At 47.4% G+C, this 26,119-nt stretch carries 21 protein-coding genes and 2 riboswitches; of the genes, 10 read left to right on the top strand and 11 right to left on the bottom strand.

Annotated elements, in window-relative coordinates:
* Nucleotides 1-70 precede the first annotated feature (70 nt).
* The gene (locus MKY75_RS01980) at nt 71-745 is read left to right on the top strand and encodes an NAD(P)H-dependent oxidoreductase (RefSeq protein ID WP_029514680.1); all 675 of its coding nucleotides are present in this window, start codon (nt 71-73) and stop codon (nt 743-745) included.
* A gap of 111 nt (nt 746-856) precedes the next feature.
* Here MKY75_RS01980 and MKY75_RS01975 read toward each other — a convergent pair whose 3' ends face one another.
* On the bottom strand, nt 857-1,228 hold the full coding sequence (locus MKY75_RS01975) for a TIGR02328 family protein (RefSeq protein WP_340884138.1): 372 nt from the start codon (nt 1,226-1,228) through the stop codon (nt 857-859).
* A gap of 33 nt (nt 1,229-1,261) precedes the next feature.
* Nucleotides 1,262-2,518 carry a DUF445 domain-containing protein gene (locus tag MKY75_RS01970; protein ID WP_069290903.1) on the bottom strand — a complete coding sequence of 419 codons (1,257 nt, stop codon included), beginning with the start codon at nt 2,516-2,518 and terminating at the stop codon, nt 1,262-1,264.
* Between the two features lie 594 nt (nt 2,519-3,112).
* On the opposite strand from MKY75_RS01970, the gene MKY75_RS01965 reads away from it, so the two are divergent.
* The 3 genes from MKY75_RS01965 (at nt 3,113) to MKY75_RS01955 (ending at nt 8,611) form a co-directional block, all read left to right on the top strand.
* Nucleotides 3,113-3,994, top strand: coding sequence for an AraC family transcriptional regulator (locus tag MKY75_RS01965; RefSeq protein ID WP_029514677.1), 882 nt, complete (start codon nt 3,113-3,115; stop codon nt 3,992-3,994).
* 50 nt (nt 3,995-4,044) lie between these two features.
* Nucleotides 4,045-4,125, top strand: a riboswitch (cyclic di-GMP riboswitch).
* A 195-nt stretch (nt 4,126-4,320) separates the two neighbouring features.
* Nucleotides 4,321-7,830, top strand: a complete 3,510-nt coding sequence (locus MKY75_RS01960; protein WP_069010737.1) for a collagen binding domain-containing protein — start codon at nt 4,321-4,323, stop codon at nt 7,828-7,830.
* A 115-nt stretch (nt 7,831-7,945) separates the two neighbouring features.
* A complete protein-coding gene (locus MKY75_RS01955; RefSeq protein WP_340884137.1) occupies nt 7,946-8,611 on the top strand; it encodes a class D sortase in 666 nt (221 codons plus the stop codon).
* A gap of 89 nt (nt 8,612-8,700) precedes the next feature.
* Here MKY75_RS01955 and MKY75_RS01950 read toward each other — a convergent pair whose 3' ends face one another.
* The gene (locus MKY75_RS01950; RefSeq protein ID WP_029514674.1) at nt 8,701-9,168 is read right to left on the bottom strand and encodes a cupin domain-containing protein; all 468 of its coding nucleotides are present in this window, start codon (nt 9,166-9,168) and stop codon (nt 8,701-8,703) included.
* A gap of 305 nt (nt 9,169-9,473) precedes the next feature.
* Between MKY75_RS01950 and MKY75_RS01945 the strand changes: the two genes are divergently transcribed.
* From MKY75_RS01945 to MKY75_RS01930, 4 genes are all read left to right on the top strand, one after another.
* Complete coding sequence (locus MKY75_RS01945; RefSeq protein ID WP_069010735.1) at nt 9,474-10,232, top strand: amino acid ABC transporter ATP-binding protein; 759 nt, start codon at nt 9,474-9,476, stop codon at nt 10,230-10,232.
* A gap of 43 nt (nt 10,233-10,275) precedes the next feature.
* The gene (locus MKY75_RS01940) at nt 10,276-11,106 is read left to right on the top strand and encodes a transporter substrate-binding domain-containing protein (RefSeq protein ID WP_069010734.1); all 831 of its coding nucleotides are present in this window, start codon (nt 10,276-10,278) and stop codon (nt 11,104-11,106) included.
* Between the two features lie 71 nt (nt 11,107-11,177).
* Complete coding sequence (locus MKY75_RS01935; RefSeq protein ID WP_307351781.1) at nt 11,178-11,837, top strand: amino acid ABC transporter permease; 660 nt, start codon at nt 11,178-11,180, stop codon at nt 11,835-11,837.
* 14 nt (nt 11,838-11,851) lie between these two features.
* The gene (locus tag MKY75_RS01930) at nt 11,852-12,502 is read left to right on the top strand and encodes an amino acid ABC transporter permease (protein WP_340884134.1); all 651 of its coding nucleotides are present in this window, start codon (nt 11,852-11,854) and stop codon (nt 12,500-12,502) included.
* Between the two features lie 27 nt (nt 12,503-12,529).
* Here the strand turns inward: MKY75_RS01930 and MKY75_RS01925 are convergent, their stop codons facing one another.
* From MKY75_RS01925 to MKY75_RS01895, 7 genes are all read right to left on the bottom strand, one after another.
* On the bottom strand, nt 12,530-13,489 hold the full coding sequence (locus MKY75_RS01925; RefSeq protein ID WP_340884133.1) for a LysR family transcriptional regulator: 960 nt from the start codon (nt 13,487-13,489) through the stop codon (nt 12,530-12,532).
* Between the two features lie 42 nt (nt 13,490-13,531).
* The gene (opp4A, locus tag MKY75_RS01920; RefSeq protein WP_165147903.1) at nt 13,532-15,352 is read right to left on the bottom strand and encodes an oligopeptide ABC transporter substrate-binding protein; all 1,821 of its coding nucleotides are present in this window, start codon (nt 15,350-15,352) and stop codon (nt 13,532-13,534) included.
* Nucleotides 15,353-15,394: 42 nt separating this feature from the next.
* Nucleotides 15,395-16,303, bottom strand: a complete 909-nt coding sequence (locus MKY75_RS01915; protein WP_029514668.1) for an ABC transporter permease — start codon at nt 16,301-16,303, stop codon at nt 15,395-15,397.
* 28 nt (nt 16,304-16,331) lie between these two features.
* The gene (gene opp4B, locus MKY75_RS01910; RefSeq protein WP_029514667.1) at nt 16,332-17,300 is read right to left on the bottom strand and encodes an oligopeptide ABC transporter permease; all 969 of its coding nucleotides are present in this window, start codon (nt 17,298-17,300) and stop codon (nt 16,332-16,334) included.
* A gap of 13 nt (nt 17,301-17,313) precedes the next feature.
* A complete protein-coding gene (locus MKY75_RS01905) occupies nt 17,314-18,240 on the bottom strand; it encodes an ABC transporter ATP-binding protein (protein WP_340884131.1) in 927 nt (308 codons plus the stop codon).
* Nucleotides 18,218-19,249, bottom strand: coding sequence for an ABC transporter ATP-binding protein (locus MKY75_RS01900; RefSeq protein WP_340884129.1), 1,032 nt, complete (start codon nt 19,247-19,249; stop codon nt 18,218-18,220). The genes MKY75_RS01905 and MKY75_RS01900 overlap by 23 nt, the downstream gene beginning before the upstream one ends.
* 325 nt (nt 19,250-19,574) lie before the next feature.
* A complete protein-coding gene (locus MKY75_RS01895; protein WP_340884127.1) occupies nt 19,575-21,179 on the bottom strand; it encodes a DUF6359 domain-containing protein in 1,605 nt (534 codons plus the stop codon).
* 337 nt (nt 21,180-21,516) lie between these two features.
* Nucleotides 21,517-21,632: riboswitch (glycine riboswitch) on the top strand.
* A gap of 211 nt (nt 21,633-21,843) precedes the next feature.
* On the opposite strand from MKY75_RS01895, the gene sdaAB reads away from it, so the two are divergent.
* Both sdaAB and sdaAA read left to right on the top strand, forming a co-directional pair.
* The gene (gene sdaAB, locus MKY75_RS01890) at nt 21,844-22,533 is read left to right on the top strand and encodes an L-serine ammonia-lyase, iron-sulfur-dependent subunit beta (RefSeq protein ID WP_069010729.1); all 690 of its coding nucleotides are present in this window, start codon (nt 21,844-21,846) and stop codon (nt 22,531-22,533) included.
* Nucleotides 22,523-23,422, top strand: coding sequence for an L-serine ammonia-lyase, iron-sulfur-dependent, subunit alpha (gene sdaAA, locus MKY75_RS01885; protein ID WP_069010728.1), 900 nt, complete (start codon nt 22,523-22,525; stop codon nt 23,420-23,422). The genes sdaAB and sdaAA overlap by 11 nt, the downstream gene beginning before the upstream one ends.
* Before the next feature lie 160 nt (nt 23,423-23,582).
* On the opposite strand, the gene MKY75_RS01880 is transcribed toward sdaAA, so the two are convergent.
* Entirely contained in the window at nt 23,583-25,919 is a 2,337-nt protein-coding gene (locus tag MKY75_RS01880) for an Ig-like domain-containing protein (protein WP_340884126.1), read from the bottom strand.
* Nucleotides 25,920-26,119: the final 200 nt, after the last annotated feature.

The raw sequence follows: 26,119 nt of genomic DNA, 5'->3' as shown, positions 1-26,119 counted from the left end.
TCAGCTCTCATTATAGTAGCAGAAAACCCATAGAGCACCAACTAAACCCATACCCAAAGGAGTACATTTTATGTCTAATACATCAGCTAAAAAACAGGAAATTCTGGACGCCTTTCTGTTCAGGCACGCCACGAAAGAATTTGATCCCAATCGCATCATACCGGAAGAGGATTTTCAGTTCATTCTCGAAACCGGGCGACTTTCTCCAAGCTCCGTCGGTTTTGAACCATGGCAGTTTGTAGTTGTACAAAATCAGGCATTAAGAGAGAAGCTGGCTGCGGTTTCCAGCGGTGGCCAAAAGCAGATTCCTGCGGCTAGCCACGTCATCCTGATTTTGGCGCGCAAGGATGTTCGTTATGATTCTCCTTACGTGGAGTATATGTATAAAGAGGTTAAAGGTATGTCTGAGGAGGAATTTGCCTCACTGCCAGGCCGCTATAAGATTTTCCAGGGTGAAAGTCAACACCTGCTGGAAAACGAACGTACGCTATTTGACTGGGCTTCCAAGCAAACCTATATTGCCTTAGGCAATATGATGACCGCGGCGGCTCAGATCGGTATTGACTCCTGTCCGATTGAGGGTTTTAACTACGATCAGGTGCATGCCATTTTGGAGGAAGAAGGACTGCTGGAGAACGGGCTGCTCGATATTTCAGTCATTGCTGCCTTCGGTTATCGCGCTCATGAACCCAAACGTGAAAAATCCAGACAACCCCTGGAAAAGGTCACACGCTGGATTCTGTAATCTAATATCCCGATTCTCTCCCAAACGATGAACATTGAAGCATCAAAAAAGCGGGCTTGCGGCACTTCATCTGAATGATGAACCTACCACAGCCCGTCTTTTTTAGGTCACTTAAATTTCTATTAAAATCCCCTTGGAAGCCAGGTTATCCAGGCACTCCTTCATATACTCATCGTCATGCTCCACATATGCACCCGCGCCTGCCAGTTCCTCACCCAGCTCTGCCTCCCAAGGCTCACACTGCTTACCGCGATACAAAGGCTGTTCCCATAGTGGGTCAACATTGTACCCTCTGCTTTTCATTTCGTCCATAATGAGCCTATGATAGCGCACCAGCAGCATGGGGTGATAATCGAACACATAATTCACCGTGGCGTGTGGCTTGCCCCACCCATTCCCGCGCAGGGCACAGCACTCTCGATGTTGCCCCAGCAGTTGCGGACGGGGTAACTTGTCGATTAAATGTTCATGCCAAAGCCTCATGCTTCCACAACCCTATCTGTAGCTTTTTCTGATCTATTGGATTAGCATACGGATACCTGTCAGCACAATGCCGATCAGGAAGCCTGTAACTGCGCCATTAATACGTATCCACTGCAAATCCTGTCCCAGTTTGTCCTCCATCAGTGCAATCAGGGATTTGTTATCCATTTTGTCTACATTTTCGCGCACCAAGTTACCAATCCGACTATGGTTGGCTTCCACCAGTCCAGTAATACCTTCCACAATTCGCACATTAATCTTGTCCAGCAGCTCGGTATTCCCTCTTAAATCAGTCAACATTCGATCCAATAGCGGTAAAATATAGGTCTGCACATAGCTTCCGTCTTCCATGTAGTCCAATAAGCGTATACGCAGTTCCTCCATTTTTCCCAGCACCGACGCATCACCTTCCCAGGCTTCAACAAGGCTATCCTTCCAGCCGTTCAACCCTTCCTGAACCGTATCTTTCGTCGCCAATCGGGTCACCTGTGTTCTTAGACCATCCAGCACGGCCTGACGGCGCGGGTGCTCTTCCCTTTGCAGTTCTGCTACCTGATCCAGCAAAAAATGACGAATCATTTCACCCATACGCTCTTCGTTCAGATAGCCGAGGAATGCGTTCAAGGCAAACTGCATCAGTCCGCTCACCTGCAAACCGCTGACAGCCTGCATACCTAAGGTACCCAGCGTATAGCCCGTTTCGGGTCGCAAAAGCCAGGACTCGGCTTGTTCCAGCGTGTAATCCAGCGCGCGGCGATCATAACCCTTCTCGCTGGTCTGACGAGCAAGCGCCTCCAGCAGCGGTCCGGCGTCAAAGTCAGTCATCTGCCGCTTGAGCTCTGCCACGATGACCGGAGCCAATTCCGCGAGCGGGAGCGACTGGACGAGCCGCTTGGCAAGAACATCTATGGATGCCGCCGCCTCCGGCGTGCGCAAACCTTTTTCCACACCACCCAGCACCAAATCGGCCAAACGAATATCTGCAATTTTAGACGCGATGCTGTCTTTGTTTAGCAAGTTATTTTCCACCGTACTCACCAAGGCATTTGTGAGCTTGTCCCTATTTTTAGGAAGCAGCGCGGTATGTGGTATCGGAATGCCTAGCGGATGACGGAACAAAGCAGTGACAGCGAACCAGTCCGCCAGTCCCCCTACAAGTCCTGCCTCAAAAGCTCCGGCTAACAAACGAGCCCAGCCATATTGCTGGAAGGGCAATGTGGCTGCAAAGCCTGCCCCTAGAATAACAAGCGACCAAGCCGCTGCGGTTTTCGTATTTTTGGGTTTTCCCATCCTGTAATCCTCCAAACTGACTGTCGAGTAAGTAAAGCACTATACCTGTATTACCCATCATATCATTGCCCGTGTCATTTCCAAAGTTGAAAGCACTCTTGATGAAACGCGTAAGGCCACTTTTTGCGTAATTTTTTATGCATATATCTCTCTTTTTTACATTCATGTTCGTGAACTAAATCACAACACTAGGCCCAAAATCTCATTTTTAATAATAAGCCTTACGAACCATTTTATCAGAACCAAGTCCTAAATTTCTTAAACCGAAAGGAGAAGTGAAGGGAAAAGTTGAATGGGCATGTAAGATATCTTTTTCAGCACTAATTCTATCTTTGACCCCAGAAAGGATTTGAATCCATGATGACCTCAGAATTCTTTCAACAATATTCGACCTTTTATACGGATGATCAGGTTAGATGTCCATAAGAGCGAGGCTTCTATAAAACTTACAAACATATTTTGATATATAGACATATTTCATGTGATAAAATAAACTTTTATATATAGTAAATCATGTTTAATCAGCCATTATATATTGGTTAAATCAAACCAAGATAAGCTAGATAAAATTGCTTCTTTGTAAAGGAATTGAATATGACAACAGACCAAAAAAACAACGAGGGCCTCTGGAACGGCGAACCTGTCGTAATTGTGCGCACTCCCTCCGCTTTTGCCAAGCAATCCCTTTTATATATTCAGGAATTAGGCTACTTCCAAAAAACTTCTGCTTTTACGGTGGAAAGAAAAGAACTCGCCTCTTTTTTGCTTGTTTTTACGTTGTCTGGTAAGGGAGAATTACTATACCGGGACAAGAAATATATTTTAAAGCCTCATGATTTGTTTTTTATTAATTGTGAGGAGTATGTGCAATATAGCACCTCCGGTCATGAAGCCTGGGAGTTTATCAGCTTATACCTGTACGGCAACCTGATCGGAAACTTTTACGAACAATTTGCCAAGCATAATAAACCGGTAATATCCATGCATAATCCGTATATTATATTGGACAAACTGCATGCTCTGATTTGTGGGCAGTCTGACAGAAGTCTTTCCGCTGAACTGCTAACGTCCAGGCTCATTGGTGAAATACTGATGTGCATCTTGCAGCATCCCTATGATCACCAGCATGTGAATGCTGAAACCCTCAGCGAAGTACGTCGGGTACAGCAATATTTGGATCAGTCCTACTGTGAGCGAATAACACTGGACTCGCTGGCAGATATGTTTGAATTAAACAAGTTTAATCTGGCTAAAAATTTCAAAAAGCAGATCGGTTTCTCTCCGATTGATTATCTCATTAATGTCCGTATCACGGCCGCTCAAAGCTGGCTTAAAACCAGTGACATGTCCATTGTGGATATCGCAAGGTACGTAGGTATTCCCAATACGAGCCATTTTATTAACCTGTTCAAGGAGCATGTAGGAGAAACACCTCATTCCTTCCGCAAAAAGTGGGGGAACCGTTCCAAGCTGTAAATGAGAGGTTACATGAAACCAGTTTGATAGATGATAGACGCACAAGCTATTCAAGTTAATGGCAAAGCTGTCGAAAGGCAGTGATGCAAAACTATAGGGCCTTCCTATCCGGATGGCAGCCAGCTACCAGATGAACGAGCTTTTTATTATGCCCTTTTTTACATAGATCCACCACAATTTGCTATGCCTATCTCGAAAAAAGCCCTGATCGCTATGATCAGGGCTTTTTTTTCTATTGGGATAGTCATGTCAGCCTAGCATGCTGAATATACTAATTTCGAACGAAGCATTGCCATATTACGATGAATAGGAGAATCACTTGGAGCATGAGAACAAAAATAAATGTAATGATCATTGCCTTATTGCTCATTGTCCAAAGCTTTTTCAACGCAACACTGGCTTACGCAGATGCTCCAGCCCCAGAACTGCCGCAGAGTGCTGTATCTGATCCTACACATACCGTTACGGATGCTGTATACGGTGTCCCAAACCTTGAACCTCCCAGGGAGATTCCTTCAAACACGCCCCCCTTCGTTCAAGGAGCAGTCAGTTCAAAATCTCAACATGATGCAACTCCGCAGAGCATACTAACGAAGTTGAGCCTGACCGACGAATCAGGGCATGTCATTGATGCAGTATATAGTCCCGACAGCCAATTCGACATCGGATCAGCCATCCAACTAGGCTATGAATGGGAGCTTCCTGACAATACCTATAAGTCAGGAGACACTTTCACCTTTCACTTACCAGAACAGTTTGTCATCTACACTGATATCTCATCTCCGTTAGTCACTACCGACGGAACCGTGGGATACTTCACAGTAGATCGTCAGGGCAAGGTGATCATGACCTTTAACCCATATGTAGAGACTCATTCCAATGTCAGCGGCAAACTGCAAATCAAAACCGAGTTTACAAAAGAAATAGTGAAAGGTAGTACAGAGGTCATCATTGCGATTCCGATCAAAGGCGGGGTGCAAACGGTCATCGTGAATGTAAAGCCCCAGTCAGGGCCGACCCTAAGCAAACAAGGGAAACTAGCTGGCACAAATCAGATCGACTGGACCATTGATGTGAACAAACAGCTAAACACCGTAAAGCATGCCTTCATCACCGATCCAATTCCTTTAGGACTGGAACTCAGAAGAGACTCTATCCGGCTCTATCATCTCCAAGTCAATATCGACGGATCGACCGTTGTTCGAGACCTAGTAAATGCGAGTGAATATGCCATTGAAGCAGATCAAGCCGGGACAGGGTTTGTGATTCGTTTTCAAGACGATAGCATGAACACGGCCTACCAGATTCAATATTCCACGCGCATTACTGGCGACGAAACTCGTTTTTCCAACACAGCAACGCTTTCAGGAGATGCGATAGAGAACGTTGCTGCTACCGGTACTGTTCAGGTAGAACGTGGTGAGTTTTTGTCCAAAAAGGTTGAAAAATATGATCATGCCACACAAACACTCTCGTGGGCCATACGATACAACTTCGGCGAGACAAAAATCCCCGAAGCCAAAGCTCTTTTAATTGATCATTTCAACAAAACTCAAGAATTGCTACCCGGTTCCTTGAAAGTATTTAAAGGAAACACGCTGGAGGAACTCCCATCGTGGGCGTATACTGTCATCCCAGTTGATTATCCGGACCGCAACGGCTTCAAACTTCAATTTAACTTCGACGTAGATTCAGCCTATACCATCCGATACCAGACTCAAGCCAGAGGCCGTGTCTATGAAAATGGAAAAGTTATAAACATCATAACCTCAGATGGAATCCAGAAGATCGTATCGACAGAAATCACAAGCGGAGTTATGACTAAAATGTATGACACACCCAATTACAACACCAAAATCATACCTTGGGTGATTACCATTAATACAGACTTATACACCATGAAAAATATTGTCATTCACGATGTGTTTCCAAACGGGGGCTTGGCCTTGTTGCCGGACACCCTGAAAATTCAAACTGTTGACGGAACAACGGAGCTACGTGCCCCCACGGATTATGAGCTGATTCCGCTATCACAGGACTATAAACAAGGATTTACGCTCAAATTTCATAAAACCATTCATAAAGCTTATACGATCAAGTATTCAACCACCTATAACAATGACTGGAAAACGGATACGACGAAGCCTGAGTTTCGTAATAAATCCATTATAGAATACCAGTTTGAAGACGGAGAAACATCATCGCATGCCGTGGAGTGCCCGATCTGGCCGGACTTTATGACACAACGAAACGGTGCCAAGCAAGGAAGCTATAATGCGACCTCCAAGCTCATTACCTGGGACATTAAAGCCAACTACAATCGCAAGATCCTAAACCACGCGGAAGTGAGAGACCCCTTGCTGCAAGGTCAGAAGTTACTGCCCGGCTCCGTGAAAGTACACGATATGACCTTGCTGGGATGGTGGGATGGCGTACAAAAAGGGGCTGAAATCCCGGCAGATCAATACACCATTATCCCTCCCTCCGAGCAAAATGGGAATGAATTGCGTATCCAGTTCAAGGAGCAGATACAGACTCCCTACTGGATTACCTTTCAAACTTCATTGGAAGGAGAACTGATTGACAAGGAAATTCATAATCAAGCCCTTCTACTGGATGGACAAAAAACAGTCTCCAAATGGGCAGCGCAAGTCACGGTACCTCATGGTGGAGAATATGTATCTAAAGTCGGTACACAAAATGGAAATAAGATCGACTGGAGCATCCGCATCAATGAAGGACAGTCACATGTATCCAACGCTAAAATTATAGATCAGCCTAGCAGCAATCAAATCTTAATCGAGGATTCCTTTCATTTGTACTCTACAATCATCGCTGCCAACGGAAATACCACCAAGGGCACCGAGTTGATTAGAAACCAAGATTACAAGCTGTATATCAAAACAGATGCTCAAGGCCAGCAAACTTTTGAACTTGCTTTTGCCAAGGATATTTCCTCTGCTTTTATTCTTGAATACCAATCATTCATTCATGCTGAGGACAAAGCCAAAGTGAGTAATAAGGTTGCCTTTGAGGGGGATCGCTTGACGACAGAGATACGGGAAACCAGCCAGGAAATCATTGTACGAACGTCTTCCGGCTCCGGTTCCGGCGGGGGTGTGACCGAAAGTCTTGAGTTGACCAAGGTAGACCAGGATATGCCTGAGAAGGTACTGCCTGGCGCACAGTTTGCACTCTATGATAAAGGTCAAAAAAGAGCCCCTCTCATTCAGACCACCAATCAGGAAGGCAAAATCATCTTTTCCTCCTTGCTTCATGACGATTACATCTTGGAGGAATTGGCAGCACCGGAGGGCTATAAAATCACCGAGAGCAAGCTTGAGATCAAAATAGACGCAACACTGCGACAAAGCTCTGGTGTAAAAAAGATTGTGATCACCAACCGTAAAGAAAAGAAAAACGAACCAGGAACGCCTACTCATCCAGACCCGTCACCCCCGTCTGGAGGCTCAGGTAAGAAACATGACAGAGATCCGGAAATACCCGATACTCCGTCTGTAACCGTTCCTCCGTCATTGCCAATGTCTCCGGAGGACATAGCCCTTCTACAGGAGGAACCTGCACCTATACCGCCGGAGCCGCCAGCCGTCATGCCTCATCAAGATCCTTCTCCTCCGGTGGATTCGAAAGACGATCCCAAACCTAAGATCCGTGTCAAGGTTCCCGGGAAAGAGCCAGAAGAGCCAGAGGATCCACCTGCGGTACATCAGTTGCCCCAAACAGGTGAAAGCAGCCCCGTTCCGTTCTATTTGACAGGCATAGCGTTGGTTATGTGGGGCGTATTGTTGAAATTCACACGGACGAACAAAAAATAAAATGGATCACCTGCCCTGATCTCTCGCCTCATTCCATTTCCGATTGGAATGAGCCGGGAATGGGGATTTTTCAAAAAAATATGTATAATCCGTACTTTGCTTAGGGGAGGCGAGATTGCTGAGTCTGCGTAAACTTTCCTACGTATTTATTTTGTTAGGCTTACTTTTTATTTTGTTTCCTAAAGCGACGGAATGGAATGAGGATCGGGAACAAAGCAAGCTATTAAAAGCAGCAGAACTACCATCAGGAAAAAGCGATGCGCTATGGCCCCCCAGTCTTACGGACAGCTATGCTCGCTTGTCCACTACTCTTACGGAAGTTCCGGTTAGTGAAGCACGACAAAATACTTCCACACCCCCTGTTACCATTGGAAGCGCTAATGAACAAACTCCCATAGCCACTATTAGTATAAGTCGTATTGCTTTAAAGCTCCCTGTATTGGAAGGCGCAACGAGGATAAATATGAGACACGCGGCTGTACATATGCCGGAAACGGGGACGCTGGGACAGGCGGGGAATGCCGCCATTGCTGCTCATCGAGCCCGCACCTCTGGACGTTTATTTAATCGTCTAAATGAATTGAAGATCGGGGATAAGATTGTTGTTAACACTCGGGGTAACCAATATGTATATAGCGTTTATAGCCTGAAGATGGTCGATCCTACGGACGTATCTGTTCTGAAAAGCTTCAAAAAACAAAAGCTGCTCACCCTGATTACATGTGACCCTCTCATAAATCCCACCCATCGTCTCATTGTTCAGGCCAAACTAAGCACCTAAAGCCATTAAAGCGCCTATTTTTATGAGTAAAAATAAATCAGGCGGGCCATTCCTGTTCATTTACAGAAATACACCCGCCAATGTTCACATTACGATTCAGTTGGATTCTTGGCAATCAACTTGAAATCATCAAAGTGGAATCCTGGTGCAACCACACAGGTTACCAGTACGGGCTCATCCCCAAGCGGACGTGCCGTTTGCCATACTGCTCCTGGGACGAGTGCTTGTGGATGCTGTCCTGCCTCCACATCTGCACCAACAATAATCACAGTTTCTTCACCAGGCTCTTCTCCGCTTCCACCCAATTTCAACTCTACAGGGCTTCCGCTATGATATAACCACAGCTCATCAGAATGGACCACATGCCACTCGGAGAACTCACCCGGATGCAGCAAGAAATACGTAGACGAAGCTGCAAAGCGCGGACCAGAATATACATCCGGCAATACAGGCTTCGGAATTTGAAAATTGGCCTTCCACATCTCTTTGTACCAGCCGCCTTCTGGATGGGGCTCCATGCCCAATGCCGTGACTAGCGGTGAAATAGCTTTCGTCATTGTCTAACCTTCCTTTACCCTAAATTCCTTCTTCCCTACTGTAAAACATAGCGTTGCTTTTGTCACGTTTCTCCCTTGGCTTGTCGGGGATCAATAATTTATGTGAAATTTAATAACATAAAAATACGGATGTTTACTCATTTTCATCATATAAATAATAGTTCACTAGTAAAAATCACACCAAAATACATTACACGTGAAGTTTTATGACATAAAATCTTGTTTTTTATTGTAAGCTTATAGTATCATGAGAGAAATTTTTAAATTCTAATAGAGCTTGGTCATGTCATTCCGTCTACTAAACTATGTATCCAAGCCTAAAAGGGGTGAGCTCTCTGATCCAGTTTCGCAATGTCAACAAGCATTACGGTCACTTTCATGTACTCAAAGACATTAATCTTCAGATTAAGGAGGGCGAGGTCGTCGTCATCATCGGTCCCTCCGGCTCGGGTAAAAGCACCCTGCTTCGCTGCATCAATCGTCTGGAAACGATATCGGATGGGGAACTGATCGTTAACGAGATCCCTGTACATGACAAAAAGATTGATATTAATGCCTTCCGTCGCAATATCGGAATGGTGTTCCAGCATTTCAATCTGTATCCCCACAAAAAGGTAATTGAAAACATTGTACTGGCACCTATGAAGGTACTGGGCATCTCGAAAGAAGAAGCTACTCAAACAGCCATCACTTATCTAAAGCGCGTCGGAATCGAGGAAAAGGCACAGAGCTACCCCGCCCAATTGTCTGGTGGACAGCAGCAGCGGGTCGCGATCGCCCGCGGGCTCGCGATGAATCCAAAAATTATGTTGTTTGACGAGCCTACCTCAGCTCTTGATCCCGAAACGATCGGAGAGGTACTGGATGTTATGCGCTCGCTCGCCCATCAGGGCATCACAATGGTCATTGTCACTCATGAAATGGGCTTTGCACGTGAAGTGGCGGACCGCGTGATTTTTATGGACAAAGGACAGATTTTGGAAGACGGCCAACCTGCCGAATTTTTTCAGAATCCGGGTGAAGAACGGGCCCGCCTGTTCCTGAGCCGTTTGATTCATCATTAAACAGACTTACCAATGTAGCGTAAATCGAAAGGGGAATGTTCTGATGAGAAAAAGATTTCAATGGAGTACTTTGGTGCTGGTAGCTTTATCTTGTCTGCTCGTCTTGGCAGGCTGCGGAGGCAAAGAAGGAGCGGCAACGTCGGGAAATGAGCCGGCAGCAGCCAACGGGCTGGAAGCGATCAAACAGCGTGGCAAACTAGTCATTGGTGTGAAATACGATACCAAGCTGTTCGGACTGAAAGACCCGGCTAGCGGAAAAGTAGAAGGCTTTGATATCGACATCGCCAAGGCTGTAGCCAAACATATTTTTGGCGATGAAACCAAACTTGAACTAAAAGAAGTCACGTCCAAAACACGAATCACCTTATTGCAAAACGGGGACATCGACGCCATTATCGCGACGATGACCATTTCGGATGAACGTAAAAAGCAGGTTGATTTTAGCGACGTCTATTTTAACGCCGGGCAATCTCTACTCGTGAAAAAGGGGAGCCCCATCACCGGGCTGGAGTCCCTGACCCCGAATACCAAGGTGCTCGCCGTGAAAGGCTCTACTTCCGCCAAAAATATCCGTGAAAAAGCACCAGAAGCGACGATATTAGAATTCGAAAACTATCAGGATGCTTTCAATGCCCTCAAAGCAGGTAAAGGAGAAGCGTTAACTACCGATAACTCTATTCTGCTCGGCATGCAGAAGCAAGATCCGAATTATATTCTTGTAGGCGGGAACTTCACAGAGGAACCTTACGGCATTGCAGTAAAGAAGGGACAAACCGAACTGCTACAAGCCATTAATGATACGATCAAGGAACTGAAAAGCAACGGTGAATACGATAAGCTCCACGAGCAATGGCTTGGGGTTAAGCCCGAATAGTATTCTTGTGAAGGAGCCGCGCTTGCGAGCTCCTTCCTTTCTTAAGTCTGGATAAGGAGGTATACCTGTAGATGCTTACTTTTGATATCAACGTACTTTTCGATCATAGCGACCGTTTCAGAGAAGGCTTGCTTCATACGGTTCAAGCTAGTGTCATTGCCTTGATCGGAAGCTTTATTCTGGGAGCTATTATTGCCATCCTCCGAATTGCGCCTTTTAAATGGCTAAACTGGATCGGTACCGTCTATGTAGAGGTCATCCGCAATATCCCATTGCTGATCGTCGTGCTGTTTTTTTATCTGGGGCTTCCCACTTTGGGCATCCCTTTGGACGGATTCGTATCTGGAACGCTTGGATTGACCGTATACACAGCCTCCTTTATTGCTGAAGCCATACGTGCCGGCATTCAATCTGTGCCCAAGGGGCAATTTGAAGCGGCAAGGTCCTCCGGGTTGAGTTACAACCAGACGATGATCAGCATTATTTTACCGCAAGCCATCAAAATTGTGCTGCCTGCGATCGGCAACCAATTCATTAATCTGGTCAAAAACTCTTCCGTGCTGGCTATTGTGGCCGGGCTGGACCTCATGTATTACTCGGACCTCATTAACTCGGATACCTTCCTGCCCATCACAGTCTACGTCATCACGGCGTTGTTGTATCTTATCTTGACAGTTCCGCTTAGCTTTCTTGTACTGTACATGGAACGGCGTCTGTCCAAAACATCCTAAGGAGGGAAGCCTGTATGGATTTCGGTGGATTGTTTGTGTGGCCTAATGTGCGTTTTATACTGGAGGGCTTCCTGCTCACGCTGGAGGTTGCTATTTACTCTATCGTGTTCAGCTTCGCTCTCGGTATCATGTTCGGCATCCTGCGCTATACCCGCTTACCTGTCATTTCACAGGTTGCAGCCTTTATCATTGATCTCATTCGCAATCTTCCATTATTGCTCATTATTTTCTTCATCGGCATGGTTTTACCATCTATCGGTCTTTCCATTTCCCTCAAGTGGGCAGCCATTACAGGCCTGTCGATCTTCGAGGGAGCCATGATTGCTGAGATTGTGCGTAGCGGTCTGAATTCGGTCCATAAAGGACAGGTGGAAGCCGCACGTTCCTCTGGTCTAAGCTATTCTCAAACCTTATGGCATATCATTCTGCCCCAAGCGCTTCGTCGCATGGTGCCCCCGATTGTCAGCCAGTTCATTTCCCTATTCAAGGATACCTCACTGGCTGTCATTATCAGTTTGCCGGAGCTGACGCATAATATTCAGATTGTCGGTGGGCAAAATCAATCCTTTGTCATTCCAGCCCTGCTGTTCGCAGCTTTCCTGTACTTTGCTGTCAATTACAGTATGTCACTGATTGCACGCAGGCTGGAAGTTCGTACACATTAAAGCTCGTGATACTCATCAGGGTTGCCACTAGTTGGAACGCACGGTTAGTACAGCTTGTATCTCTTTAATCAATTGCTTCAACGCTTCTCCCTGATAACGGCCAGACCGATAAACCAGCTCTAGCTGACCCTGGAGCACGTCGCACAAAATAGGTACAGTGCAAAATTGTGAGTGATCCAATTCTGTTGCAAGGGACTCCGTCTGTAGGGTTACGGCAAGTCCATCCTGCACCCAGCGCAGGATGGAAGGTATGGAATTGGTCTCCAAGACAGTTGCAAAGGGATACCCGTGATCACGGAAGCACTTCTCAATCAGTTTCCTGCCGGGATGACACTCTGGCTGCATCCCCCAGGGTACATGCCTCAATTCGTCCAGCGTAATGGAAGAACGGTTGGAAAACACATGCTCTACCGGAACAACAAGACAGTAGTTCTCCGTACGAAGAGGAAGCTGGACAAGCCTTTCATCCGTACCCGAATGCAGCGTGATGCCAACATCCACTCGGTTATCCAGCAGCTGTTCTGTGACTTCAAATGATGGATGGATGTGCAAGCTGACTCTAGGAAATGACTGATGAAAATGGATAAACATTTCTTGTAATGGTTCCTCCAGCTCCGGTAATGCGATACCAATCCGCAAACTCCCGCGTTGCTCGGTGCGCAACTCCTCAATGGAAGCCTTTGCTTGCTGTAAATCCTTGAGCGCATGTGCACTGTGTTGCAGCAACAATTTCCCGGCATCTGTCATCTTAATTTTCTTGCCTGCACGGTCAAAAAGAGTCATGCCCAATTCCTCTTCCAACGCCTTAATTTGCAAGCTAAGTGTGGGTTGGGAGATTCCGATCTTTTCCGAAGCTTTCGTAAAATGCAGTTCCTCGCATACCGCAATGAAGTATTGAAGCTGACGTATCTCCGTCTTCCTTCTCTCCCTTCGAGAATCCCCAGAATGATTGCATAAAAGGTCAAAAGAAGCGCAAAATCGGATCAAACCGGTTCGCGCTTCTTCTTCAGGTTATTGCGCTTTTTTAGATTATTGGGCTACTTCTGCTTTTTCCGCAGTCAACGTAATATTCGCAAACGTGTCTGCATCATACTCCTTGCCACGGGTAATATCGTAATTGGCTACCCGATTATTCACTGCCTCCAACGAGTAACGGAATAACGTCGGTACAATGGGTGCCTCCTCGCTCATATACGCCTGCCACTGATTGTATATATCTTTACGATAATTGTCGTCAAAGGCTTTCACAGACACCCCTTCCTGCAACAGCTTATCATTCTCTTCACTGGTAAAGCGCGAGTAGTTAAAGCTGGCTCCGCGTCCATACAGCCCACTAGGGTTTACATCTGTACCTGTACTCCATGCGCCGCCAAAAATATCAATGCCAGGGTCATCCTTCTGCACACGGTCATAGAAAGAATTGAACTCAAGCAGACGGCCGTCCACCAGCTCGACATGAAGCCCGACATCCTTCCAATTTTGCAAATAAAACTTCGCCAGCGATTCGGCTGTCGCATCCCCGCTCATTGCCGCATAATGGAGCACCAGTTCCTTGCCCTTAGGGTCCTCACGGTATCCATCTCCATTGGTGTCCACATACCCTGCCTCGTCCAGCAGCTTTTTTGCCTTGTCCGGATCATACGCAATGCCCTTCGCATTCACATCATGATATCCCTTAAAGGCGGGCGGGACCAAGGATGTCGCAGGAGTCCGAAGCCCATGATAGAGCTGCTTGCCAACCTGCTCGTTATTCAGCGCATAGCCGAGGGCCTGACGTAATGACTTGTTCGCCAGCTTGGCGTTCGGGTCCATGATATTTAGACTCTTGGCCTGATCGAATTTGCCCATCTTAAAGCCTACATAGCTATAAGATAATTCCTCCTGACCGAGAAACTGTACATTTTTTGGATTGCTGGCCTCATTGTAACGGGTGGTTGGATAGCTGGCCCAGTCGACTTCTCCACTTTTCAGCGCCTCGGTAATGACATTCGGGTTCACCACCTTCAGATGAAGGCCATCCAGCTTGGGTACACCGTGAAAATAATCCTCATTTTTGACAAATTCCACAGATTCACCTGTAACCATGGATTTAATTTTGAACGGCCCATAGCCAATCGGATTTTTACGGACAGGGTCTGATCCGGCCATATCTTTCACGGGGATATTCTGAAACACCTTTTTCTCCAGGGGGGTAGACCAAAGTCCCGATTTCACCGAAGGATTAGGTTCCTTGAAATGAATGGTAACCTCTTTCTCATTGAGCACTTTGATGCCAGAAATGGTTTTGGCCTTACCCGAGTGATAATCTTCCATACCCATAATATTCGTCATAAAACTATCATAACGCGGACCTTCGTAGTCTTTATGACCGATCACTTCATAGGAAAAAGCATAGTCCTCCGCCGTTACGGGATTACCATCCGTCCAGTTCAGTTTGGGATCAATTTTCACAGTCACCGCCTTATTGTCTGGAGAAAAGGAAATCGTCGCCGCCCCTTTATTGTCAATATTCAGATTGGAGTCAATCGAAAACATAGAAGGGTAAAAAAACTGGAAGACTTCAAAATCAGGATTGCCATCATAAAATACAGGATTCAGAATGCCTTCAAAGGGGGTATCAGACACGAGTGCATAATTGATGATGCCACCCTTAATCGGTGCCTTATCGTTCTTGACCGCCTTCGCCAGCGCTGTCGCATTCACCTGTTTGCTGTCGGACCCTGAGCCGCCTGTACCGTCAGACGATTTCCCTCCATTTGAAGCGGAAGGCGAACCGCTGCATGCCGCCAATGAAAGTACTAAAATTGCAGATAGAACAGGCAGAATCCCTTTTTTCCAGTGTTTAACCATTGTAAATCCCTCCTTGTCATTGTCCTTATCCTTGAACTTCAGTTAACCCAATCGTTGTCTGGCATCCGTGGCGCGTTTGAGCGCCTGGCCAATAAAGTTAATCGCCAGCATTAACACCAAAATAAGCAGTGAGGCAGGTAACCACATCCACCAGCTATTCTGCAAAACATCCGGGTCATTGGCATAACTCACCAGTGTACCCAAGCTTGGCGTAGATTCCGGTAAGCCAAAGCCGAGATAAGAAAGCCCGGTCTCAATCCCGATATTTCCCGCGAGACTGAGGGTCAGATTGACGATCACGACCGAGCTAAGATTGGGCAGCACGCCAAACCAGATGATTTTCCAATTGGGTGTGCCAAGGGTTTTGGAAGCCTGCACATAATCCAGTTCGCGCTCCGACAACACTTTGGCCCGGATCAGGCGTGCTTTTCCAATCCATAAAAAGGCAGTCATGATAAAAATAAAGGACCCTATGCCGCTTTTGGGTACAATGCTGACAAATACGATAACCAGCATCAAGAATGGAAGCACCAGGATAAAATCAATGATTCGCATGATGATGTTATCGACCATTCCCCCATAAAAACCAGCCAGTAAACCTAATGTTAAGCCAATAGCGGCGGATAACAATGTAATCGTAAAGCCAATAGTGAAGGAATTGCGGGCTCCAATGACCAGTTGGCCGAAAATATCTCTGCCCGCTCGATCTGTCCCCAGCCAATGCACTGAGCCTGGAGCTTCACGAATCGCGCCCAAATCGACCGTCGTGACTACATCCTGATTTACAAACAGGACAGAGGCATATATAAAGATCAAGAACAGAATCACAAAGCCAATGGAAACCAAGGCCATTTTGTCACGCACCAGCTCACGACGCAGTACAGACCAACTGGATGGTGATTTATGAATGATTTCCGGCGTGAAGACCTCCTCCACCTGTATAGACACCATAATCCCTCCCTTTCTCTAGACTTGTTCGCTATTCAATTCGAATGCGGGGATCGACCTTGCTCAGGATGACATCAGATAAAAGGGTCCCTAATAGTGCCAAGAAGCCAGAAATCATGACCAGCGCGTTCACGACTGAAAAGTCCCGTTGAGTGATGGACTGAAGAAATAATTGGCCCAACCCCGGATAACCGAAAATAGATTCAAGAAAAATGTTGCCTGCAATGACTCCCGTCAGGTCATAGCCCAAAAAGGCAGCAATCGGCAATAGAGAGTTTTTGAAAATATGTCGGGAATAAATTTTACCTTCGGGCACCCCTTTGGAACGCGCTGTTTTCACAAAATCCTTCAGTCTTGTGTCAATGACCTCATTGCGCAAATACTGAATCGTAGCCGTTGTACTGAGCAATGCGCCTGTAACCGCCGGTAAAATGAGATGATACGACTTGTTCACGTAATATGACCATGCCCCCGGCTCCACACCTACATCCACACTGCCGCTGGTTGGAAACCAGCCGAGCCTGAAGCCGAATACATACAGCAGCAGCAACGCGAGTATAAATAGAGGTGTCGCAAAGCTGAGATAGGTATAGCCCACTACAGTTTTGTCCAGCAGACTATGCTGATAACGACCGCTGAGTACGCCGAGCGGGATGGCGATCAGATACGTCAGAACCAGAATGACTACGCCCAGAAAGAACGTGTTCCCCAGACGGCTGCCAATCAGATCGGTAACGCTAATTTTATGTACATAAGATTTGCCCAGATCCCCGTGAGCAAGCTGGACGAGCCAGTTCCCATACTGCATCCACACCGGGTCATTCAGTCCCAGTCTTTGTCGCTGCTCTTCCAGTGCGGCCGGATTCAGATTGGGTGTCGAAGTAATAAGTCCTGTCAGGGCATCCCCCGGCATAGCCTTAGCCAGGAAAAATATAAGCACGCTCAGTGCAAAAAGTTGAGGGATCATAACCAGTAGCCGACGCAGTGTAAATTTCCACATTTCTGTACCCCCCTTATGGTAGCGCGACTTGATGGGATGGACTTACTGATTTTAGTGCAAACGGTTTTCCACTCGCGTCTAGATGTTTGGGTAGCTCTGTTTTGTAGGAGGATAAAAGCATTCGCCTTTTCTTGGCATTTTCCAGTCGTTTTGTAGGATCAATATTGGGAATGGTTGCAATGAGGCGCTGGGTATACAGATGCTGTGGACGCTCATAAATGTCTTGCTCGCTCCCCTGCTCCACTAGACGTCCCCGGTACATAATACCGATTTGGTCACACATATGGCGGATAATACCCAAGTCATGACTAATGAACAAATACGTTAAATTAAACTCCCGCTGCACATCCTTCATAAAATTAAGCACCTGTGCCTGCACGGAAACGTCCAGCGCCGACACCGGCTCATCTGCAATGATCAGTTTGGGGTTTAATGTCAGCGCACGCGCGATCCCGATCCGCTGCCGCTGCCCCCCGGAAAATTCATGCGGATATTTGTAGGCTTCATCGGCGTTTAAGCCGACCCTTTCCAGCAACGTCTGTACTTTCCTTCGTTCTTCCTCACTGCTCAGCCTTTCAAAATTTCGCAGCGGTTCAGCAATGACATCCAATACGCGCTTACGCGGGTTGAGCGAAGAGTATGGGTCCTGAAAAATCATCTGAATGTCTCTACGCAGTGGATGGCGATTGTTACGGCTCAGAGCTGCAAGGTCCTTTCCTTTAAACAGAATCCGTCCGTTCGTCAGCTTATTTAGACCGATGATCGTCCTGCCTGTCGTCGTTTTTCCACAGCCGGATTCTCCCACCAGCCCGTATGTCTGGCCTGCCTCAATGCTGATCGACACGCCATCCACTGCTTTCACCTGATCGATAACACGCTGGAAGAAACCACCGCGCACCGGATAGTGGACCCTCAAATCATTTAACTCCAGTAGTGCCATGAGCAGCCTCCCCCTTTGCCTCGTCTTCAAAATGAAAATGCTGATAACATGTACAACGGACCCAATGTCCAGGGGAAATTTCATTTAGTTGGGGATGGTCTTCATGCGCTCTCTCCTGAATCCAAGGAATACGCGGAGCAAAGCGGCAGCTATTGCGGGGGATATCTTGTAATGAGGGAACAATACCGCTGATGACATGCAATGATTCCCCCTTGGTATGCGATCCCGGCATAGAAGCAAGCAAAGAACGCGTATACGGATGCTGTGGATGCCTGAATAATTCAAAAACATCAGCGCTCTCCACGATTTCTCCGGCATACATGACCACCACGCGGTCGGCTACTTCTGCCACAACACCAAGATCGTGCGTAATCAGTATAATTCCGCTCCCAGTCTCCTGTTGAAGCTGTTTGAGCAAGTCGAGAATTTGCGATTGGATCGTTACATCGAGCGCAGTCGTCGGCTCATCTGCAATAATAAGAGAAGGTCGGCAAGCTATGGCAATCGCGATCATCACACGCTGCCGCATCCCTCCTGACAGTTCATGCGGATACTGCTCATACACACGCACAGGATTCGGTATATCTACACTTTCCAGCAACTCCAGCACACGTTCCCTTTTTTGCTTCGTAGATAGTGACGTGTGATAATCAAGATTTTCCTCAATCTGCTTGCCAATGCTCATCAACGGGTTGAGTGCTGTCAGCGGGTCCTGAAAGATCATGCCAATGCCCGCTCCGCGGATTTTGTTCATTTGCCCTGAAGAAAGACGGTTCAGGTCCGTGCCTTTAAAAAGGACCTCTCCCTCTACACGCGTGCGTTCCATGTCATGCAGTTGCGGGATCGAAAGCGCCAGCGCGCTTTTGCCACAGCCGGATTCTCCAACTACAGCCAGCACTTCATTGGGGTTGACCGTCAGATCTAGATGGTCGACTGCGGGGTGATATTGATCCTTGATGCGAAAAGATACGGATAATCCTTTAATTTCCAACACGGGTTCGGTATTCAATGCGTGCTTCCTCCATTCTCCATGGTCTTGTCCCGCTTATTCTCACCATGTTTGATGTTTAAAACCTCTCATGAACATTACATACCGTTTTTGTCGGAATAATTTGAATACATCCTATCACCAGTATATGGATATATCAATTAAGATTATGCTATCAACATCATTTAAAAAATCAATGATCCAGCAGTAGCGCGGTCTTTCTGGCACAAAATGTAATGAAATAACCAACCACAGGTTAATTTTCATCACAAAAAAAGTCGTTTGATCCCTCTGCAGGGATCAAACGACTAACTAACACCGGCTCACATTGAGCTCCTGACGATAATTACGAAGCCGCTCCATAGGAGCCAGACTTGAACGTTCTAGGATCATACCATTTGTAGCCTGCTGCCGGAGCAGCCCAAGGCTCAGCCTGCGGTTCCGTGGAAGCCGCAGGCTCCTCGAATGGCAGAAGCTTCGTTGGTTGATCCAGAGTCAAACCTGCCACATCGGACAACTTCGTGTAGTCCTGCTTCCATGCAAGCCATTGGACCGTTTGTACCAGGAAGGTGGAATCATCCACTTCCTTGAAACCATCATATGTCTTCTTCGACTGTCCATTTTCCTCACGCACATATTTCGGTGTAGCATCTTCTACAGGGGAAGAATCACCGATAAACGCTGCCTTGCCTTGACCTACCTTGGAGATAGCGGCATAAGGTCCTTCCGCACGGCCCCCGCCGTTATAAACTCCCTGATCTACAGCATTCCCCCATTTTTTCGTGCCTGAAGGGATATAAGCAATGCCTTTAGCTTTGGTAGGATCAATAATAGCCAGCGTAGATCCTGCATGCATCGCAATCGAGCGCACACCCTTGGTAATGCCGAAAGATTGATCTGCGGCTACAATGTCGGTAGCATTCACGTCACCAAGCGCATTATAACGGAAACGAACGCCAAAGTTGGTCGCCAGCCAATCGGAGCTTGTTAATCCTTGCATCGCCGGTGATGCAGCCTCTTCTGCAGTCATGCCTTTGGCTGGATTAGTATAGGCTCCACGACGGTAGCCATTCATAACTTCGGAGGAATCCCAACGGTTTTTGTTACGGTCCGCATTATAATGATCGGAGATGAAGAAGACGCTCCCCCCGTTATTCACGTATTGCAGCAGGGCAGCCTGCTCGGATGCCTTAAAGGCAACATTCGCTTCACCAATAATGAACACATCATATTGGCGCAACTTGTCATATGTTATGGCCTGCTCTCCATAAGTAAAAGGAATGGGACGATTCAATTGGTCTACCGTAAAGCCTACATTACGCAGTCCATTGGCAAAGTCGGAGAAGGCGCCTTCAATGACCCAATCTGCTGCACCAGCGGTCTGTGCGTGCGTATTATCGAACAGCACCTTTTTGCCTTTTCCATCCGGCAGTGTAGTACCGGGTTGACCCGGGTTGCCAGGTTCAGGTTCGCCAGGTTCACCTGGTTCCCCCGGCTCGCTTCCGCTCACCAGTTCAACAGCGCTCGGGCTTTTGACTCCACCAAAATTATTGTAGGCGCCGAGTGTACCCGTCACACGAATTTTGCTGCCGATCAGCTCAGGATGGCCTGATAGCCCATATTGCCCTCTGTACGCTGAAGTCAGCTGTACATCCAATAGATTAGACGTATTACGTTCATTTGCCTGGTCGGCAATCAGTACGTTAAAATCATTCGCGAACGGAGAAGAAAAGTTAGCCGTTTTCGATCCGGTAGCATGTCCGACGATGTAGCCTTCCACCGTCACCGTACCTCCACTGCTTTGGCCCTGAAGTGCTTCGGCTACTGTCAATGCTCCCTCTGCCTTGACCTGACCGAATGGAACGAAGATCCCGATCAGCAGTGATGCGATCGCTGCTAGATGCAGCATCCCTTTTAAGCGTGAACCTGTTAACCGCAAGCCTTTTACCATACGTCAATATCCCTCCTATGATTTCCATAAATGTACTTGTCCTCTATCAGATTAGCCGCCAATCTTCTAATTCCTTCCTGATTTCATCCATAATTATGTAAACTTTAATCTTTTTTATTGGAAATGCACCTGTTTCAGGATTTTGCAAAATTCGATTCCAGTCGCTCCAAAGCGCAATATCTAGACGAACTAGGCCATTTCGATCTATATATTGTTCATTGGAAGTCGCTTATTGGATTTTTGCAAAATCCTCGTTTATGTAAAAATTGAACCCTGTGATTGACACCGAGCACGTCATACATTACGCTAAGAAAGACATGTAGAACGGTATACGCGAATGAAGATGACGGGAGAGTCTGTCCAGGAGGCTTACACTCTGGCGGCACCGAAGGAGCAAGACGCCAGCACCCGGCTGGCGGATAATCTCTCAGGTCCATGTATCGTCATCTGACGCAACTCTGGAGAGAGCGCAAGCCACCCAAGGGGTAAGGCGGTAAGAACACCGCACGAAACTCTCAGGTAACGAGGACAGAGATAAGGGAAACTTCCTTATCCTGTCCTTTTTTGTGCTCACATTGTGCGTCAGCATTAGGAACCGTCATAACCGCGCAAAGACGCGGAAATACCATATAGTATGGTATTAGAACATACAGGGGGCCACACCATGCGTTTCAAAGATGTATTTTCTATTATCGGCCCGGCCATGACCGGACCTTCCAGTTCACACACCGCAGGCGCGGTGCGACTCGCACGCGTTGCCCGGCACTGGCTCGGGGCGCAGCCTGACCGTGCCCGTATGACACTGTACGGCTCCTTTGCCGATACGTATAAAGGACACGGTACGGATCTGGCGCTCATCGCAGGACTGCTTAATTACGATACGGACGATCACCGGATTCCAGATGCCGAGCAATGGGCCGAGCAAGCCGGGATGACCGTGGAATTCGCCGTCAGTGGACTCCCCGCTCCTCATCCGAACACCGTCCGTTTCGAGTTGTGGAAGGGCGAGGATCAGCGCACACTGCTGGGCTCCTCCATCGGCGGCGGCAGCATCCATGTCCAGCAACTCAACGAATTCCGGGTCAATCTGACCGGGGAGCTGCCTACGCTGGTGCTTCTCCACTCGGATAAGCCCGGTACATTGGGCGCAATAACTTCAGCGCTGGGCGCGGCCCACATTAACATTGCCTATATGCACGTAGATCGCAAAGGCCGGGATGGTGAAGCACTCACCGCCATTGAAACGGACAGTTCTGCTCCAGCTGAACTGATTGCGGAACTGCGTTCTTTACCTCATATGTATGAAATTAAGATGATTAATTTGAAAAAAGGAGCTGAATCCGATGCGGTTTAGCCATCTGCATGAGATCAGCGCTTTATGCGCTGAAGAATCCACCACGATTGGCCGCTTGATGATTCAAGAGCAGGTACAAGAAACGAATACAACGGAGGAAGAAATCTTTCGCCAAATGTCTGATTATTATGAAATCATGAAGGAAGCCGTTCATCGCGGTCAGACACAAGACACCGTATCCCGCAGTGGATTGACGGGCGGCGACGGCAAGCGCCTGGCCGAGTATCTGCGGTCAGGGGAGACCTGCTCCGGTGATGCCTCCGCGCTCGCCATGGCTTATGCCCTCTCCGTGTCGGAGGTTAATGCATCCATGGGTCGCATTGTCGCCACTCCTACCGCAGGCTCATGTGGGGTTATCCCTGGTGTGTTCATCAGTGCGCAGGAACGGTTCGGCTGGGATGATGAGCATATGGTGAACGGCCTATTCGCCGCTGGAGCCATTGGCTACGTGATCGCCAACAACTCCTTCATTTCTGGCGCGGAGGGAGGCTGTCAGGCTGAGATTGGCTCAGCTATCGGGATGGCCGCTGGCGCTATGGTCGAGCTACGCGGTGGTACGCCTGAACAGGCTGTTCACGCCGTGGGCCTCGCTCTTAAGAACACGCTCGGCCTGATTTGCGACCCCGTCGCCGGACTCGTGGAGATTCCGTGCATCGTGCGCAACGGCCTGGGAGCCGTGACTGCGCTTGCCGCAGCGGACATGGCTTTGGCGGGTGTGCGCAGCGCTATTCCGTCTGACGAAGTCATTGACGTGATGCTTGAAGTCGGCAGCGCGATGCCGTCGAAGCACCGCGAGACCGCCAAAGGCGGCTTGGCTCAGACGCCGACTGGCAAGCGTTTGACCGAATCACTTACACGCAACGCATCAATCAAGAAGAATAAGTCGTAATTTCTAAGCTTTAAACCAATTACTTTTCCTCTATAAAACAAGGCGACTACCTCTCCCCTACATTGTCCTAGGGAAAGAGAATTCGCCCTTATAAAGAAAAGAGCAAGCATATCGTCGCTGGACGTATGCTTGCTCTTTTTCTTTTTAGTCGGGTTACAGATTACTGAACGGTTACCTGTATCTTCGTCATTTTACCTGCATATTTCACAGTAATTACTGCTTTGCCCTTGCCCTGTGCCTTAATGTTACCGTCTTTGACGGTCGCCACAATAATTCTGGACGAGGACCAGACAGCAGGTTTGGAAACATCCTTCTCCGACTCATCCTTATACGTGGCTGTAGCCGTAACTTTGGCCAGCTGCCCTGCCTTCAAAGTCAAGGCGACTTCGTCCGTTTGCAGGTATTTAAGCGTATCAACATCAACAGGTACGCTAATCACCTTACCGCCAAACTTCGCCTGAATGTTAGCCTTACCGTAGCTGACCGCGGTAACCTGACCCTTTTTGACGGTGGCTACCTTATAGTTGGACGTTTTCCATTCAGCTTGGGTTGTAACATCCTTTTCTTTGCCGTCACTGGATTTAACTACAATCGCAATCGTTTTTTGATCCCCGGATTTTAGTGATAACGCAATGGCATCCGCTTCAATCTTTTGCGCTACGTCCACTTCTACCGTAAACGTAATGGTTTGCTTGCCATATGAAGCAGTGACCGTTGCCTTACCGCTTGCATTCGCTTTAATCAAACCTTCGCTAACTTCAACTACTTTTACATTACTAGTAGTCCAAGTGGCGTCCTTGGTTACGTCTGTTTTTGTGCCACCACTCTTAACGCCTGTTACTTTCAGCTGCTTTGTTTCCTGAGCACCAAGCGCAATCACACGCGAGTCTGTTTCCAGACGGTCCACAAGGCCCACTTGTACGTTTATTGTCAGTTTTTTGCCGTTATAGGTCGCTGTAATAACCGCTTTACCGGCTGCTTTACCCGTAATCGTTCCTTTGGATACAGAAGCAATATCTTCCGCGCTTGAAGCCCACTCCGCATCCTGTGTCACGTCTTCCTTGCGTCCATCCGCATAAGTAGCCGTCAGAGTTGCAGTATAGTCCTCATTAATATCAATCGTTGCCGTTTTGGAAGACAAAGACAGATCACCAGGCACATTTACGGATACTGTAGCTGTAGCTGTTTTGCCGCCATAAGAAGCTGTGATCGTAGCCTCACCTGTTTTATAACCTGTGACTTCCCCCGCGCTGACAAAAGCGATATCTTCATTGCTGGATTTCCACTCTGCCTTACTTGTGATATCTTCTTCCGTACCTGTTACGTACGTTGCAGTCAGCTTGAGCTTTTTGGATTCCTTGGCGTTCAAGCTCAGCTTGTCCTCGCTCAAATCCAGAAATCTAGAGGTTTCGACATCTGTCTTGATCGAAACTGTCTTATCTCCATACTTAGCAGTCACTGTAGCTGAACCCGCTCCAATGGCCATAATCGTTCCTTTATTCACCGTTGCAACTTTTTCATCGCTTGATGCCCAAGTAGCTTTATCTGTGATATCCGTTACTGTTCCATCCGGGTAGACAGCAGATACCTGAATTTTTTTAGATTCATCCAAACGGAGAAAAATATTGGTTTCGCTGGCTTTCAGCTTATTCGTCTGATCTACATCCACCGCAATCGTAGCGGACATCGTGCCATATTTACCTGTGATCGTCGCCTTACCCGCGCTATAGCCGGTAATAGTGCCTTTCAGTACATCTGCCACAGCTGCATTGCTGGAGCTCCACTCAGCAGACTCTGTCACGTCCTGTACCGATCCATCCGGGAACGTTGCTGTCAATTTAACCTTCTCTGTATCCTTCAACAAAAGAGAAACCTCTGATGAACTGACATCGAGACGTTTAACCTGCTCTACCTGTACAGCAATCGTTACAGTCTGTTGACCATAAACAGCCTTAATATTAGCTGTACCTGCTCCCTGAGCAGTAACCAATCCGTTGACTACAGTCGCTACCTTTTGGTTATCCGAGGTCCAGGTCGCATCACCTGAAACCTGAGCTGTCGTATTATCACTATAAGTCGCTGTCAAATCAATCTGTCCTGTGCCGCTCGAACGTAAGTTCAGGCTTTGTACATTGGATGTCAGCGCCTTAACCTTTTTCGTAACATGTACCTGAACCGATTGTACCTTCTCTTTATAGGTCGCTACCACGGTCGCTTCCCCTTCAGCTTTGGCTGAAACCGTACCGTTATACACTGTAGCGATAGCTGTATTATCACTTTTCCAATCCGTGCTTACGGTTACATTCGAGGTCGTCCCATCGCTAAAAACAGCCGTAGCCGTCAGCGCAGCCGTATCTCCCTGCTGCAAAGTTACCTCGTTAGAGGAAAGGACAATCTTGGAAAGCACCGCATCTGCTGCAGATGCAAACCCTGCATATGATGTAAAACTTGAAATCAGGATGACCAACGCCAGAAATCCGGACCATCTATTCTTCAAAATCTAATTCCCTCCCATTTCAAAACTTAAATTAAGGATTTCGCAAAATCCTTATACCTACGTTTTATGTCGTCATATGGAAAAGAATAGTTTAGGCTTCAAGGGAAATTTGGTCCTTATTAACTAGATCATTTCTGATAAAGATTTAGACATTACAATTTGTGTATCTTCAGGGCCATAGTGAAGAGTTTTCACAACAG

The sequence above is a fragment of the Paenibacillus sp. FSL L8-0663 genome (assembly GCF_038008125.1).
Lineage (GTDB): Bacteria > Bacillota > Bacilli > Paenibacillales > Paenibacillaceae > Paenibacillus > Paenibacillus polymyxa_D.
Note: the sequence above shows the minus strand (reverse complement) of the source record. Positions and strands in the feature narration are given on the sequence as shown.